At 59.8% G+C, this 12,893-nt stretch carries 13 protein-coding genes; 10 read left to right on the top strand and 3 right to left on the bottom strand.

Translation table 11 applies throughout. The features are described from left to right. Window positions 1-58: 58 nt before the first annotated feature. Window positions 59-1,381 carry a hypothetical protein gene (locus ACI5FR_RS01670; protein WP_405449432.1) on the bottom strand — a complete coding sequence of 441 codons (1,323 nt, stop codon included), beginning with the start codon at window positions 1,379-1,381 and terminating at the stop codon, window positions 59-61. 576 nt (window positions 1,382-1,957) lie between these two features. Here ACI5FR_RS01670 and ACI5FR_RS01665 point away from each other — a divergent pair. The 7 genes from ACI5FR_RS01665 (at window position 1,958) to folE (ending at window position 7,328) form a co-directional block, all read left to right on the top strand. Beyond that, window positions 1,958-2,386: a GNAT family N-acetyltransferase gene (locus tag ACI5FR_RS01665; RefSeq protein ID WP_405449429.1), complete on the top strand. Its 429-nt coding sequence runs from the start codon at window positions 1,958-1,960 to the stop codon at window positions 2,384-2,386. A gap of 137 nt (window positions 2,387-2,523) precedes the next feature. After that, window positions 2,524-3,075 (top strand): DUF402 domain-containing protein, encoded by a 552-nt coding sequence (locus tag ACI5FR_RS01660; protein ID WP_405449426.1) that lies wholly within the window; start codon window positions 2,524-2,526, stop codon window positions 3,073-3,075. Window position 3,076: 1 nt separating this feature from the next. Beyond that, complete coding sequence (gene lepB / locus ACI5FR_RS01655) at window positions 3,077-3,694, top strand: signal peptidase I (protein WP_405449423.1); 618 nt, start codon at window positions 3,077-3,079, stop codon at window positions 3,692-3,694. Window positions 3,695-4,178: 484 nt separating this feature from the next. Beyond that, window positions 4,179-5,345: a tRNA epoxyqueuosine(34) reductase QueG gene (queG, locus tag ACI5FR_RS01650; RefSeq protein WP_405449420.1), complete on the top strand. Its 1,167-nt coding sequence runs from the start codon at window positions 4,179-4,181 to the stop codon at window positions 5,343-5,345. Window positions 5,346-5,381: 36 nt separating this feature from the next. Continuing rightward, window positions 5,382-6,413: an HD-GYP domain-containing protein gene (locus ACI5FR_RS01645; protein ID WP_405449417.1), complete on the top strand. Its 1,032-nt coding sequence runs from the start codon at window positions 5,382-5,384 to the stop codon at window positions 6,411-6,413. A gap of 99 nt (window positions 6,414-6,512) precedes the next feature. Next, window positions 6,513-6,722, top strand: coding sequence for a YneF family protein (locus tag ACI5FR_RS01640; protein ID WP_405449414.1), 210 nt, complete (start codon window positions 6,513-6,515; stop codon window positions 6,720-6,722). Between the two features lie 12 nt (window positions 6,723-6,734). Continuing rightward, window positions 6,735-7,328 (top strand): GTP cyclohydrolase I FolE, encoded by a 594-nt coding sequence (gene folE, locus ACI5FR_RS01635; protein WP_405449412.1) that lies wholly within the window; start codon window positions 6,735-6,737, stop codon window positions 7,326-7,328. Window positions 7,329-7,386: 58 nt separating this feature from the next. On the opposite strand, the gene ACI5FR_RS01630 is transcribed toward folE, so the two are convergent. Then, window positions 7,387-8,340, bottom strand: coding sequence for a helix-turn-helix transcriptional regulator (locus ACI5FR_RS01630; RefSeq protein WP_405449410.1), 954 nt, complete (start codon window positions 8,338-8,340; stop codon window positions 7,387-7,389). Between the two features lie 117 nt (window positions 8,341-8,457). Between ACI5FR_RS01630 and ACI5FR_RS01625 the strand changes: the two genes are divergently transcribed. The 3 genes from ACI5FR_RS01625 (at window position 8,458) to ACI5FR_RS01615 (ending at window position 11,488) form a co-directional block, all read left to right on the top strand. Next, window positions 8,458-9,546, top strand: a complete 1,089-nt coding sequence (locus tag ACI5FR_RS01625; RefSeq protein ID WP_405449407.1) for a Gfo/Idh/MocA family protein — start codon at window positions 8,458-8,460, stop codon at window positions 9,544-9,546. A 50-nt stretch (window positions 9,547-9,596) separates the two neighbouring features. Beyond that, window positions 9,597-10,664, top strand: coding sequence for a Gfo/Idh/MocA family protein (locus tag ACI5FR_RS01620; RefSeq protein WP_405449405.1), 1,068 nt, complete (start codon window positions 9,597-9,599; stop codon window positions 10,662-10,664). Between the two features lie 89 nt (window positions 10,665-10,753). After that, complete coding sequence (locus ACI5FR_RS01615; RefSeq protein ID WP_405449403.1) at window positions 10,754-11,488, top strand: hypothetical protein; 735 nt, start codon at window positions 10,754-10,756, stop codon at window positions 11,486-11,488. Between the two features lie 32 nt (window positions 11,489-11,520). On the opposite strand, the gene ACI5FR_RS01610 is transcribed toward ACI5FR_RS01615, so the two are convergent. Further along, window positions 11,521-12,762 carry a Fe-Mn family superoxide dismutase gene (locus tag ACI5FR_RS01610; RefSeq protein WP_405449400.1) on the bottom strand — a complete coding sequence of 414 codons (1,242 nt, stop codon included), beginning with the start codon at window positions 12,760-12,762 and terminating at the stop codon, window positions 11,521-11,523. Window positions 12,763-12,893: the final 131 nt, after the last annotated feature.

The following is a 12,893-nucleotide window of genomic DNA, read 5'->3' as shown; positions in this document are numbered from 1 at the left end:
CTCACAGCAGCACACCGTTCAGGTCCGGATGGTTACTCCTGCCTCGGCCTCGGCTTAATCATCCTCGCTGAAGCCGGGCGAGCACATCCTCGGCCGTTGCCTCGAAAAGCTGCTCGATACCGCGGTCCCAGCGCGACGGGTAGCCCCACGTCCGCCAGGCGTCGACCTCGTAGCCGCCCTCGTCGTACATCGCGCGGCGCGGGATGTAGCCGACCTGCGCGTGGCAGTACGCCAGCGTGACGAGCCGCAGGCGGGCGTGCCGCTCCTTCAGGCGCAGCCCGTAAGCAGCGACGACTTCGCCCGGGTGACCCATGACGTAGACGTCGCCGAGGCGCAGCCCATGCAGCTGCGCTTCGATCTGCGTCGGCCACGCCGGCTCGCCTGCGGTGCGCGCGAGCTGATAGCGCGCCCAGCGCGCGTCGCCCGGGTGGTCGCCCTCCGCGCGCGCCTCCAATTCGCTTCGAGACGGGAACCGCTCGAAGCCGGGGTAGCAGCTCTGCGTATAGCTCGCGAGCGTGTCGCCGGTCACCGGCTCCAGCTTGTGAGCCATCACGAGCAGCACCTTCCACGCGAGGCTGCGGCCCGCCGCCTCGATGTCCTCCCACTGATCGGGCAGCATGTAGCGCTCCTTCTCGCTGCGGTGCACGCCGACGATCGCGTCGGCCGCACAGCCTTGCAGGAACATGGCGCGCGCGCCGCCCTCCAGCCTGGACTCGATGACGCGCCGGGTGACGCCGGGATACTCGGCCGAGATGTACAGGCCGTTCGTCATCGTGGGATGGGCCGCATAGCTGAACAGGACGAGCTTGCAGCTCCCGTCCTCCCGGTACGCGGCCAGCACGGGCACTTCGCGGTCGACGACCCCGTACGGGTTCGCCGCGAACAAGTTCTGGCCGTCGACGATGAGCCGGCGGGACACGGCGAGGTCGCTCTCGCCGGTCCCGTAGGCGAACGTCACCGGCTGCAGGTCGGCTCTCGCCGCCGCGCACGCCTCGACGACGGAGTCGACCAGACCCGCGAAGTAGGCCGCGGGGTACGTCGCCTGCTCGAAGCCTGGCGTCGGCTCGCGGTACAGCGGGGCGCAGTGGGTGTGCGTCCAGTGGACGAGCACCTGATCGTCCCGGAGGTCCCACCGCTCCCGCAGCCGCGCCTGCAGCGCGTCGGTCCATTCCCGCGTAATCCCCACCTGATCGAGCACGACGAGCACAACCTCATGCTCGTCTTGGCCTTGCCCGCCGTCCCCTGCGCCGCGCAGCCAAGCGACCTGGGCGCGGAGATCGTCGCGCACCCCGACGGACGGCTCGGTCCGGCTCGAGAAGCCGCCCAGCCATGTCCCGACCGGGGGGGTGACGATCTGTTCTCCGTATCCTAATTGCATCATCGAGTCTTCCTCCTAGTCCTCTTGCGGAATCATACAATAAGCATTCGCCCGCCCCCACGGAGTTTCCTGCCGATACGGAAATGGCAGGGTGTCAAAGGGGGATGGGACATTGCATTGGCAGCCGGCACAGGACTGGACAAACTTAGCTACCAATGGCGAAAGGGTTCGACATGCGTTCCGGTATTGGATGAGCCGGTTATCCAGGGAGGAAGCGAGGATCCATCCGTCCCAAACCCCGAGAGAGGTGGGGAGACGGTGTCGGAGCGGAGGGAGGTGCTGCAGACGGAACTCAATTTGATCCGGATGTACGAGGCGACCCGCTACGGAGGGCAAACTCCGACTGATAGAGAGACGCAACCTCTGAGGAAGTGAATCGATCAAGAAGATTCGTAACGGGCCGAAATTAATAGAAATTGCTTACATTTCCTAACCTGTCACTGAATACGCTTCGAATTAAGCGTTTTCAGCGCTTTTTTTACGTTTTTTTAAAATTAATAGATGATTTCCTCGCAATTTGTCGTATAATCTAGTTCATACAGAGAGAGAAACTACTCTAGGACACGAGGAGAGACCTTCATGTTTGTTCGGCCCTTTCAACTCTCGGATCATGCTGCGATAACGAGCTTGCTGGAGGAAGTTCTTTCCGAAGCTTGCGCCGAAGAAACGATGGACGCGTTTGCCAAGCAATTGTCGCTCGATTCAGCCTTGATCCTCGTCGCTGTCGTGAATGAAGAAATTGCCGGAGTCATCATTGGTACGATCGATCAGAAGAACCAAGGGTACTACTACCGCATCGCCGTCTCGACTCAGCATCAACGCCGCGGAATCGGCAAGACGCTTATCCAGGCGCTGAAGCAGCGTTTCCTGCAACGCAAGGTGAGCAAGATCATGATCACCGTGGACGTGCACAACGAACCGATCCTGCCTTTGTACGAAGCGGTCGGGTACGAAGCCTCCAATTTCTCTCGCTCCTATCGTCATCTCCGCATCGTGTCGGGGAACTAATCAAGCTCCATTCATACTATGCCTTATCGATGAGCATATCTTGAAGCCGAGTGTCGGTGGATGGATATGTTTTTATTTTCATCAAATCCGCTGCATCATGTATAATAGTACGTAGGTACAGACAGAAAGGGCCTGCTATGGAACATCTATCGCCATTCATCATCAAAAGCTTTAAGCATGACGGACACCTTCACCGAATGTGGCTGCAAAATTGGCTCATCCCGGCCGGCCGCCTTTTCCCGGAGCATGCGGCGGAGTCGATGCTGGTACTCGTGAACAGCCAGACGCGCATCCGCGAAGGCGATGGCAAGGAATGGGTCAGCCGCATCCCTTCGGTCGCGTTCTTCATCCCCGGCCAGTGGTACAATGTCGTCTCGCTGATCGAGGAGCAGGGCGTCCGCTACTACTGCAACATTGCCTCTCCCCCTTACGTTGGCGGTCAAGTCATCACCTATATCGATTACGACCTGGACGTGATCCGAACGACAGACGGAGATGTGCAAATTGTGGATCAAGAAGAGTATGCCCTCCACAAAGCGAATTATCACTATTCGGACATCGTGGACCGCAAAGTGAAGGGCGGGATGAATCGGCTGCTGCAGCGCCTCCGGGGGAACGAAGCTCCGTTCGATGACGAGCAGGTGCTCGCTTACTATCAGATGTGGAAACATGTAGAACCTGAGGTGTAGCATGAGCTATTATCAGAGCCAGGAACGCGGAGACGCCTCGTTGCACGGGGAGCCGGACAAGACGGGAGCCGAGCCGAAGCCGGAACGTTCGTACCGTCTGACCTCGGAGCTGTGGGATTGGATCAAGTCCATCTCGATTGCGCTCCTTGTGGTCATCGTACTCAATTTGTACGTCTTCAATCTGTCCACGGTGAAGGGCCATTCCATGGAACCGACTTTGAAGGAGAAGGAATGGCTCTTCGTAAACAAGCTGGTGTATGTCGTCGGGAGTCCGAAGCGAGGGGATGTCGTCATCCTGAAGGATCCGGACATGGTCGGCGCCGAGCGGCAATTCCTCGTGAAGCGCGTCGTGGCGCTGTCCGGGGACCGGGTCGAGATTCGCGCGGGCAAGCTTTATGTGAACGGAGAAACGGTTCCCGAGCCGTATACGGATATCCGGATCGAGGACGGGGACCGGGGACCATTCGTGGTGGAGGCCGGCCGCTACTTCGTCATGGGGGACAACCGTCACCAAGGCGCGAGCAAGGACAGCCGCATCTTCGGCTCCGTCGAAGCGGGGATGATCCAGGGCCGGGCGGACTTGATTTTGTGGCCGTTCGGCCAACTGGGGACGCTGTAGGGGCGTGCTGGAAAGATAAAGTGTGTGTATGGCAATAGGTCGCCTTTGGCGGTTGTGAAAGAACCCGAGGCACGGCTGTAAAGTAAAAAAGTTGCTTTAAAGCGGGGAAAAGGGATCGAAGACACGTCTGTAAAGTAAAAGCGTATCTTTAGAGCGGGGAAAGAGACCGAAGGCGCGGCTGTAAAGTAAAAAAGTTACTTTAGAGCAGGGAAGAGACCGAAGACGCGTCTTTAAAGTAAAAAAATTACTTTAGAGCGGGGAAAGGGACCGAAGACCCGGCTGTAAAGTAAAAAAGTTGCTTTAGAGCGTGGAAAGGGTCCGAAAGCGCGGCTGTAAAGTAAAAAAGTTGCTTTAAAGTGGGGAAAGGGACCGAAAGTGCGTCTGTAAAGTAAAAAAGTTGCTTTAGAGCGGGGAAAGAGACCGAAGGCGCGTCTGTAAAGTAAAAAAGTTACTTTCTACTGAAGCGAGGAGGGGAGGACAAGCCATGGCAACAGCCCGGACAACTATAGCGAGCACACGATGGGAGAGGCTGAAGCAGGATATCCGCGCGGCGGCGGGCGGGCTGGGCATCGATCAGATCGGCTTCGCCTCGGCGGAGCCGTTCACCGAGCTGAAGCACGTGCTGTTGCGTCACCGCGAACAAGGCTACGAATCGGGCTTCGAGGAGCCCGATCTCGACAAGCGCGTCGACCCGGCCCTGAGCCTGGCCGAGCCGCAGTCGATTATCGCCATTGCCATCGCTTACCCCTCCAAGCTGCACAATCCGCCTAAGTCCGAACCCGGCGCGTACCGGGGCATCATCTCGCGCTCATCGTGGGGCGACGATTACCACGCGGTGCTGCGCGACCGGCTGTCGCGGCTCGAAGCGTTCATCCGCGAGCGTGTGCCCGAAGCGCGGATAGAGAGTATGGTCGACACGGGCGCGCTCGTCGACCGGGCCGTCGCGGAGCGGGCCGGCATCGGCTGGAGCGGGAAGAACTGCTCGATCATCTCGCCCGAGTGGGGATCGTGGATCTACCTCGGCGAGATGATTACGAACATCCCGTTCCCGCCGGACACGCCGATTACCGACCAATGCGGCTCCTGCACGAAGTGCATCGACGCCTGCCCGACGGGCGCACTGGTCGGTCCCGGCGAGCTGAACTCGAGCCGGTGCATCTCGTTCGTGACGCAGACGAAGGGCTTCGTCGAAGACGAGCTGAAGCTCAAGATGGGCAACCGGCTGTACGGCTGCGACACGTGCCAGGTCGTCTGCCCGGTGAACAAGGGCAAGAACTGGACGCACCAGCCGGAGCTGCAGCCGGATCCGGAGCGGGTGAAGCCGCTCCTGCCCCCCCTTCTCACCTTGACGAACAAGCAGTTCAAGGCGCAGTACGGGTCGATGGCCGCCTCATGGCGCGGCCGCAAGCCCATCCAGCGCAACGCAATCTTCGCGCTGGGCACATTCAAGGACCGTTCCGCGGTGCCGCACCTCGCGGAACGGCTGCAACAGGACGAGCGCCCGGAGATTCGCGGCGCAGCCGCGTGGGCGCTCGGCCGGATCGGCGGCGCGGAGGCGTCCGACGCCGTCGAGGAAGCGCTCCTCACGGAGCAGCATCCGCAGGTCCGGGAGGAGCTGGATCACGCCCAAGCCGCTTTGCAGGCACAATAGAAGATTATCGGGATTACTTCTGGGGGAAGAGTTTTTGTGAGGAATACGAACATTGAGCAAGTGGAACCGGGCCAAGTTTTGGGGAAAACGATCTTTTCCAGCAACGGGACGATCCTGCTGTCTGCCGGAGTACAACTTACGGTTTATATGATCAACACGCTGAAACGGATCGGGGCGACGATGGTCTACATCAAAGATCCGAGCTTCGAGGACGTGGACATCCCGGAGGTGCTGTCGGACGAGACGAAGCGGCTCGTGCTGCGCAAAATGACCGAGAGCATGGACGCGATCCGCTCCGGCAAAAATTTCGACACCCGGGCCGTAAGCGTGAGCGTCGAGAGCATCCTCGAGGACGTCGTCCGCAGCAAAGAGATGCTGCTCCAGCTGTCGGACATCCGGACGAAGGACAACCATCTGTACGTGCATTCGATGAACGTCTGCCTCATCGCCACCATGATCGGCATGAACATGGGACTGAACCAGATTCAGCTGAAGGAGCTGTCGATCGGCGCCATGCTCCACGATATCGGGAAGGTGGAGCGCATCACGGACGACGAGAGCGATGATCCGAAGCGTCACCATACGTGGCGCGGCTTCGAGCTGCTGAAGCAGAAGCAGGAGCTGAACCTGCTCATCGCCCACGTGGCGCTGCAGCATCACGAGCAGCCGGACGGGCAAGGCTTCCCGCGCAAGCTCGTGGGCGATCAGATCCATCTGTACGCCCAGATCGTCGCGGTGGCGAACATGTACGACAACCTGCTGTTCGACGTCATGAAGACGAAGCAGCTGCTGCCGCACGAAGCGTGCGAGCGTATGATGGCGATGTCCGGCACCGTACTCGACCGCGAGGTGCTCGTGCAATTCATGCGGACCGTCTCGATCTATCCGACCGGGTCGTCCGTCCGCCTGTCTACGCGGGAGACGGGCGTCGTCGTCGGCCAGCATCGCGGGCTGCCGGGCCGTCCGATCGTCCGCGTCGTGCAGCCGGATGCGAACAATGAGATGATCGTGAAGGAGATCGACATGGCCAAGGAGACGACGGTCTTCGTAGAGACGGTCCTGGCCTAGAGTCCCCCGTCCCGCGTCGCGTTGAATGCCGGAAGCGGAAATGCTATGATGTGGGAGTGGCTTTCAAATATTGTAAACTTGATGAGGTGACCGGATCATATGTGGAGCTGGATTATCCCTATCTTGACCTTGATAGTAGGGCTAGTAGGAGGCTTCTTCTTCGGAGTGTTCTACCTGCGCCGCCAGATGGAGCAAATGCAGAGCAACCCGGAGATGCTGCAGCAGATGGCCAAGAAGATGGGCTATAACTTGAATAAGCAACAAATGAACAAAGTTCAGAATATGATGAAAAACCAAAAGTGGAAGTGAAAAGGAGCGGACATGGCAGGGTTAAAAGAGTATACAAACCGCCAGGTAGGAGAGAACCGCGAACAGATTGAACACCACATCAGAGAAATCCTCCGGCTAATTGGAGAAGACGTGGATCGGGAAGGCTTGCAGGACACGCCGGCTCGGGTTACCCGCATGTATGAGGAAATCTTCGCGGGCTATAGTGTGAATCCCGAAGACGCGTTAGGCGTGACGTTCGACGAACGGCACGAGGAGCTCGTGATCATCAAGGATATCGTGTACTACAGCCAGTGCGAGCACCATATGGCGCCGTTCTTCGGCAAAATCCATGTCGGCTACTTGCCGAGCGGCAAAATCGCCGGGCTCAGCAAGTTCGCCCGCCTGGTGGAAGCGGTGACGCGCAAGCTGCAGGTGCAGGAGCGCATCACCTCGGAGATCGCCGACATCCTCGACCGCGTGCTGAAGCCGCAGGGCGTCATGGTCGTTGTGGAGGGCGAGCATCTGTGCATGTGCTCCCGCGGGGTGAAGAAGCCGGGGAGCAAGACGGTCACGTCGGGCGTACGCGGGCAGTTCCGCAAGGATTCCGCGCTCCGGTCGGAATTCATGGCTCTGATCAAATCATAATCAAACTTAAGAAGAGTCCGGATTCGCGCACGCGCGAACGTCCGGACTCTTTTGGCACCTAACAATAATCGCTCTCGAACGGCTCCGGCGGCTCGGCGTCCAGCCTGCTTCGGGCCGGGGTTCGGGCTAGCGCCTTCGCGCTGCGAGTATATTCGGAGGGGGTCATACCCGTTGCTTTCTTGAACGCTTTGGAGAACGAGTGAATGCTGTTGTACCCCAGCCGCTCCCCGATCTCCGTCAAGTTGAAGGACGTCTCCCGAATCATCGTCTTGGCCGCCCACATCTTCATCTCGGCGAACGTCTCCATGACGCCGGCACCGTGCGACGATTTGAATGCTTTCTTGAGCTGAGATTTGCCGACCGAGAACTCGGCGCACAGGAGATCGATCGTGAGCTCGTCCGCGAGGTGCGCCTGCATGTAGGCGGTCACGCGCTCCGACAGCTCGCTGTCCTTGTTATGCTGCAGCAGGGAGGGCAGCTTCGCCGGGGCGGCGATCTCCCGGCTGGAGCTCTTGCGCGCGAGCAAGATCAAGAGCGTCTCCAGATACAGCCGAAGGAGCTGCTCCGCGCCGAACGGCACATGCTCGGCCCGGCGAAGCGCCTCGACACGCGGAGCCTGTATGGGCCGGTCGAATACCCGGCTCCCCTCCTCGATCAGGAGAGCGATGAGCCGCCGTTCCTCTTCGCCGAGAGCGAACACCCGGCCCCCGAATAGGTCCATCACAGGCGAATAACAATCAAACGCGACGATGAACAAGTTCGGAGCGGTCACGCGATTCGTGCGCAAGCTATGGAATTCGTTGGGCCGATAGAAGACGAGGTCCCCTTGGTTTAGCGCATGCTCGCCGGTCTCGGTCGTGATCCAGACTTCCCCTTTGTCGAGATAGGCGAATTCCCAGAAGTCGTGGCTCTCCCCCTGGTGGGAATAATCGTTCGACAGCTCCTTATACGAGAAAGAGATCAACCGGCGAACGACCAGCTCATCCCGCAGCTCCAACCGTACATACTCCATGATCCCCGCCCCTTTCCGCACCGATCCGACAAATTAAAGAACCGATAGAGCAAATACATTTGCGTCCGCTTTTTTTATTCTAATATTATCACAGATTGCAGAAAGGGGAGGACCGAATTGAGCAAGCTCCGGATAGGCATCCTCGGCTGCGGCGGCTGGGCAGGCCCGCACGCGGCACGCTGGGAAGAGCTGAGCGCGCGTATGAGCGTGACGGCCGTCTGTGATCCGGATGCGGATCAGGCGGCCGGAGCGGCGCGGCGGCTTGGCGCCGGCTATGCGGACACCGACTACCGGAGCTTGCTAGACCATGTAGACGCCGTGATGGTCGCACTGCCTCACGACCTTCATTATCCGGCCGCAATGACGTTCCTGGAGGCCGGCAAGCACGTCCTGATGGAGCAGCCGCTCGCCGTCACGGAGCAGCAATGCCTCGATCTGCTGTATGCTTCACGGAGCCGGGGCGCGGTGCTCATGACCGCTAATCCGATCCGATTCGATCCGCTTCTGGTCAGGTTGAAGGCATTGCTCGAAGAGACGGCATACGGCGACGTATTCCAAATCTCGAGCTTTGCCGAGCACCACATCGGCCAGGGTCTAGGTCAATGGACCGGCCGGCCTTCGGAAGGGCTGGGAGGAGGGCTGTTGTTCGGCCAAGGCCTCCCGTACATCGACCTCCTGCTCACGCTGCTAGGCAAGCCTGTATGCGGCACGCACATGGGAACACGCCTTGGGACGCCCTGGATGGAACGCGAGGGGACGAGCAACGTCTCGATCCGATTCGAGAGCGGCGCGATCGGGATGCACTTCGGGACGGCGGGCGCGAGAGGAACGCGGCTCGGCTTCTCGATCCACGCGCACTGCACGGAAGGGCTGCTCGAGCTCGATCTGACCCGGCGCCGATTGTATGCGCATACGAGAGGGCGTCCGGCCAGCGATGACGGCAAGCCGTCGGCGCCGCAATGCGAGCTGTTGATGGAAGTACAGGAAGACAAGCGGCTCCTGCATGATGCGCTCCGTCATTTCCTCGACTGTATCGAGCTAGGGAAGGAACCCGACGCCGGTGCGGCCGGCAGCCTGCAAGGGCTGCGGGTCATCTGGAGACTGTATGAAGCCGAGGCCGAGCGGTGTGTGGCGGATTTGCGCGGCCTGGGGCTGGAGGAGGATTGGAGCCGGGTGCCGGTGCGGCATTTCGGGATTTCGCGATAACCGATCGACGCTGATGCATTGACATTTTCTAAAAGGAGAGGGAAAGCACAATGGACAAAATTAGAATGGGGATAATCGGCTGCGGCGGGATGGCGGGTTCGCACTTCCGCGGCTATGGCGAGTTGATGGAGCAAATGACGGTAACGGCGGTATGTGATATCGTGCCGGAGCGGGCCCAGCAGGCAGCCGAGCTCTTGGGGGCGCGGGCGGTGACGGATTACCGTGAGCTGCTGGATGATGTGGATGCGGTGCTCGTTGTCCTTCCCCACGACCTTCATTACGAAGTAGGGATGACGTGCCTGAAGGCGGGCAAGCACGTCCTCATGGAGAAGCCGATGGCGAACTCGGAGGCGGAAGTGCTCGACCTGATCCGGCAGTCGGAGGAGTCCGGGAAAATTCTCATGACCGCCTATCCGGTCCGGTTCTGGCCCATGATCCTGAAGATGAAGGACCTGATCGATACGAAAGCTTACGGCGACATCTTCCAGTTGTCCATCTGGACGGAGCAATTCACCCGCTACTACGACGGACATTGGGCGCTTTCCGCCGAGCGGCTGGGCGGCGGGCAATTCTTCAGCCATGGCTGCCACTATGTGGACATCATGCTGTGGATGATGGGCCGTCCGGTGCGGGGAACGCATATGGGCACGAATCGGGGCACGCCGTGGATGGAGAAGGAAGGCACGAGCAATGTGACGATCGAATTCGAGAACGGTTCGCTCGGCTATCATTTCGGCACTTGGGGCGCTCGAGGGACTCGGCTCGGCTACAGCTTCCACGCTCATTGCACCGGCGGGATGCTGGAGGCGAACATCAGCGCAGGCAAGCTCTACGCGCATACGGGTCTGCTGCCGGAGAAAGCGAACATGGACACCAACTCGAAGACCGAGCTGCTCATGGAGGTGCCTCTGGACGGCAAAAACACGCATTACGAAATCCAGCACTTCCTGGATTGCATCCGGAACGGCACGGTGCCGCTCACGGACGGTCCGACCAGCCTGCAGGGCTTGCGGGTGATCTGGCGTCTGTACGAGGCGGAGGAGAACCATACGGTAGCCGATCTTCGGGGACTGGGGCTCGATGAGGACTGGCGGCCGGCCGTCGTGCGCAAAGCTTAATACTAATTCGGGACATCCCCTGCATATAGTTAGGATAAGCAGGTACGTCATTCGTACCGATTCTAACGATATGAAGGAGGGATGGACGCATGCAGCTTCGTTGGTGGAATGCAGGCGCGCTGGCTATGGTGCTGGCGGTAGGATGGCTGGCGGATTCGCTGCCCTTGGGAGGACGGTCTACCGGGGAGATCTCCGCGATGTTCCCGGTGCTCATCATGCCCGCGCCTTACGCGAATGCGATTTGGGGACTAATCTACGCTTTGCTCGGATGCTTTGTTATTTATCAGCTGATGCCGGCGAAGAACAAGGAGCCTAGACCCGATGCGACAGGACCTTGGTTCATCGTCAGCTGCGCGTTTAATGCGGTCTGGATCGTGCTGTGGCATTATTTGTTCATCGAATCCAGCGTGTTCATCATGTTCGGCTTGCTCACCACCTTGTTCGTCGTCTATATCAGCACGCGTTCCTCCTCGGGCGGGGCACCGGCGCAATGGTTCGTCCAGCTTCCCTTCAGCTTGTATCTGGGTTGGATGACCGTGGCGACGCTCGTGAACGTGGCGGTGGTGCTCTATGCCAACGACTGGTCCGGCTGGGGCTTGTCCCCCGAAATCTGGACGCTTATTATGCTGGTGGCGGCGACTTTACTGGCGGTGCTCGTCGGCGGCCGCTATGTAGACCCGGCGTACATCGCCGTCTTCGTCTGGGCGTTCATCGCGATCGGGGCGTCCGTGCGCGTCTCCGGCAGCATTAAGCTCGCCGCCTGGCTGCTCGCCGCGTCGCTGTTCGTCTACGCCCTGAGTTTGCTGCGCAAGCTGGTTCGGTAATTGTGTGAGTAGGAAGAATGGCAGCCTTATGTTCAATAAGGCTGCCATTTCAATTGACGGGCGGCCTGGAACCGCTCGCCGACGTAAGGCCAGTGCACGACGTTCCACCAGGCCTGCACGTACTCCGGCCGCTTGTTCTGGTATTTAAGGTAATAGGCGTGCTCCCAGACGTCAAGCGGCAGCAAGGGGATGACATCCCACTGTGACCCATTTTGATGCTTCTCCGCCTGTAAAATCTCCAGCCGGCCGCTGCGCGGCGACCAGACGAGGATGGCCCAGCCGCCGCCCTCGACCTTCTCCGCAGCCGCGGAGAACATCTTCTTGAACGCTTCGAAGCTGCCGAAGTCGCCCTCCAGCTGGTGAGCGAGATCCCCCTTCGGCTCCTTGCCGCCCTTCGGGCTCATCACGCTCCAGAACAGGGTGTGCAAGTAATGCCCCGCCCCATTGAAAGCGAGCTCTCTTTCCCAATGCTTGATCAGGTCGAAATTGCCCGTGTCGCGGGATTCCGCCAGCTTGCGCTCCGCCTGGTTCAAGCCGTCCACGTAGGATTTGTGATGAATGTCGTGGTGGATGCGCATCGTTTTCTCGTCGATGTAGGGCTCGAGCGCCTGATAGTTGTAGGGGAGCGGAGGGAGGGTATGTCCGCCGATCGGCACGCCCCGCGAGTCGGTCACGGTGCCCCCTGACCAGACGCCTTCTCCGGTGCTGGTCAGGCTGGGTGGAATCGGGCGCGTGTGAGCCGTCTGGGATGCTGCTGGTGCGGGTGGGGGCGCAGGTGTTAACGGGACGCCGGGTGTATAGGGCTGCGGTGCGGCAGTCGGGGGAGAGGCAAGCTGCTGCTGCGTGCCGGGCGGCAGGGTGAGAATCGCCTGCATCACCCCGAGGAAGTATTCGGATTCGCGGATGATGTGCATGAGTACGATGGGAGCGGCAGGCACCTGCTTCACCGCCTGACTCTCGCTCAGCATGTAGAACAGCAGCTGGATGAAGGCTTTGGACTCCGCGACGGCGTTCTGCATGAGCGTGCGGATTTGCTCCCATTGGGCCGGAGTGGCATACCCCCCGTAACGGATGACCGTCTCGATCCACCGTTGGGCTTGCATTTCCGTTTGCGCGAACGCGGCTTCCCATTGCTTCAGCTTGTCTGTATACTGCCCTTCCAACTGCGGGACGAGCTCCCGGATGACCACCGTGTGCTCCTTCTCTTGCATTTTCCAGAAGCGAATCTCCTCCAGCACGCGCAGCGGCATCCAGGCTCCGTACACAAAGAGCATAACGGCGTAAACCTCCTTTATCGGAACCGAGGAATTCCTCCGGACAATAGGGACGATAATAGGGAAGAGCGGCATGCCCCTTCTACACCAACGTATTCCTTCGGCAGGTTGGCCTATGCCCGCGTGTCTTT

The organism is Paenibacillus sp. HJGM_3 (assembly GCF_045062745.1).
Classification (GTDB): Bacteria; Bacillota; Bacilli; order Paenibacillales; family NBRC-103111; genus Paenibacillus_AA.
The sequence above is the reverse complement of the archived record's forward strand: the minus strand, read 5'-3'. Positions and strand labels throughout refer to the sequence as shown.

Excerpts from the sequence above, each read along its gene's own strand:
- ACI5FR_RS01610 (WP_405449400.1), bottom strand. The coding sequence starts at position 12,762 with ATGCTCTTTGTGTACGGAGCCTGGATGCCGCTGCGCGTGCTGGAGGAG.
- ACI5FR_RS01620 (WP_405449405.1), top strand. The coding sequence starts at position 9,597 with ATGGACAAAATTAGAATGGGGATAATCGGCTGCGGCGGGATGGCGGGT.
- ACI5FR_RS01660 (WP_405449426.1), top strand. The coding sequence starts at position 2,524 with ATGGAACATCTATCGCCATTCATCATCAAAAGCTTTAAGCATGACGGA.
- ACI5FR_RS01665 (WP_405449429.1), top strand. The coding sequence starts at position 1,958 with ATGTTTGTTCGGCCCTTTCAACTCTCGGATCATGCTGCGATAACGAGC.
- ACI5FR_RS01630 (WP_405449410.1), bottom strand. The coding sequence starts at position 8,340 with ATGGAGTATGTACGGTTGGAGCTGCGGGATGAGCTGGTCGTTCGCCGG.
- lepB (WP_405449423.1), top strand. The coding sequence starts at position 3,077 with ATGAGCTATTATCAGAGCCAGGAACGCGGAGACGCCTCGTTGCACGGG.
- folE (WP_405449412.1), top strand. The coding sequence starts at position 6,735 with ATGGCAGGGTTAAAAGAGTATACAAACCGCCAGGTAGGAGAGAACCGC.
- ACI5FR_RS01615 (WP_405449403.1), top strand. The coding sequence starts at position 10,754 with ATGCAGCTTCGTTGGTGGAATGCAGGCGCGCTGGCTATGGTGCTGGCG.
- ACI5FR_RS01670 (WP_405449432.1), bottom strand. The coding sequence starts at position 1,381 with ATGATGCAATTAGGATACGGAGAACAGATCGTCACCCCCCCGGTCGGG.
- ACI5FR_RS01640 (WP_405449414.1), top strand. The coding sequence starts at position 6,513 with ATGTGGAGCTGGATTATCCCTATCTTGACCTTGATAGTAGGGCTAGTA.
- queG (WP_405449420.1), top strand. The coding sequence starts at position 4,179 with ATGGCAACAGCCCGGACAACTATAGCGAGCACACGATGGGAGAGGCTG.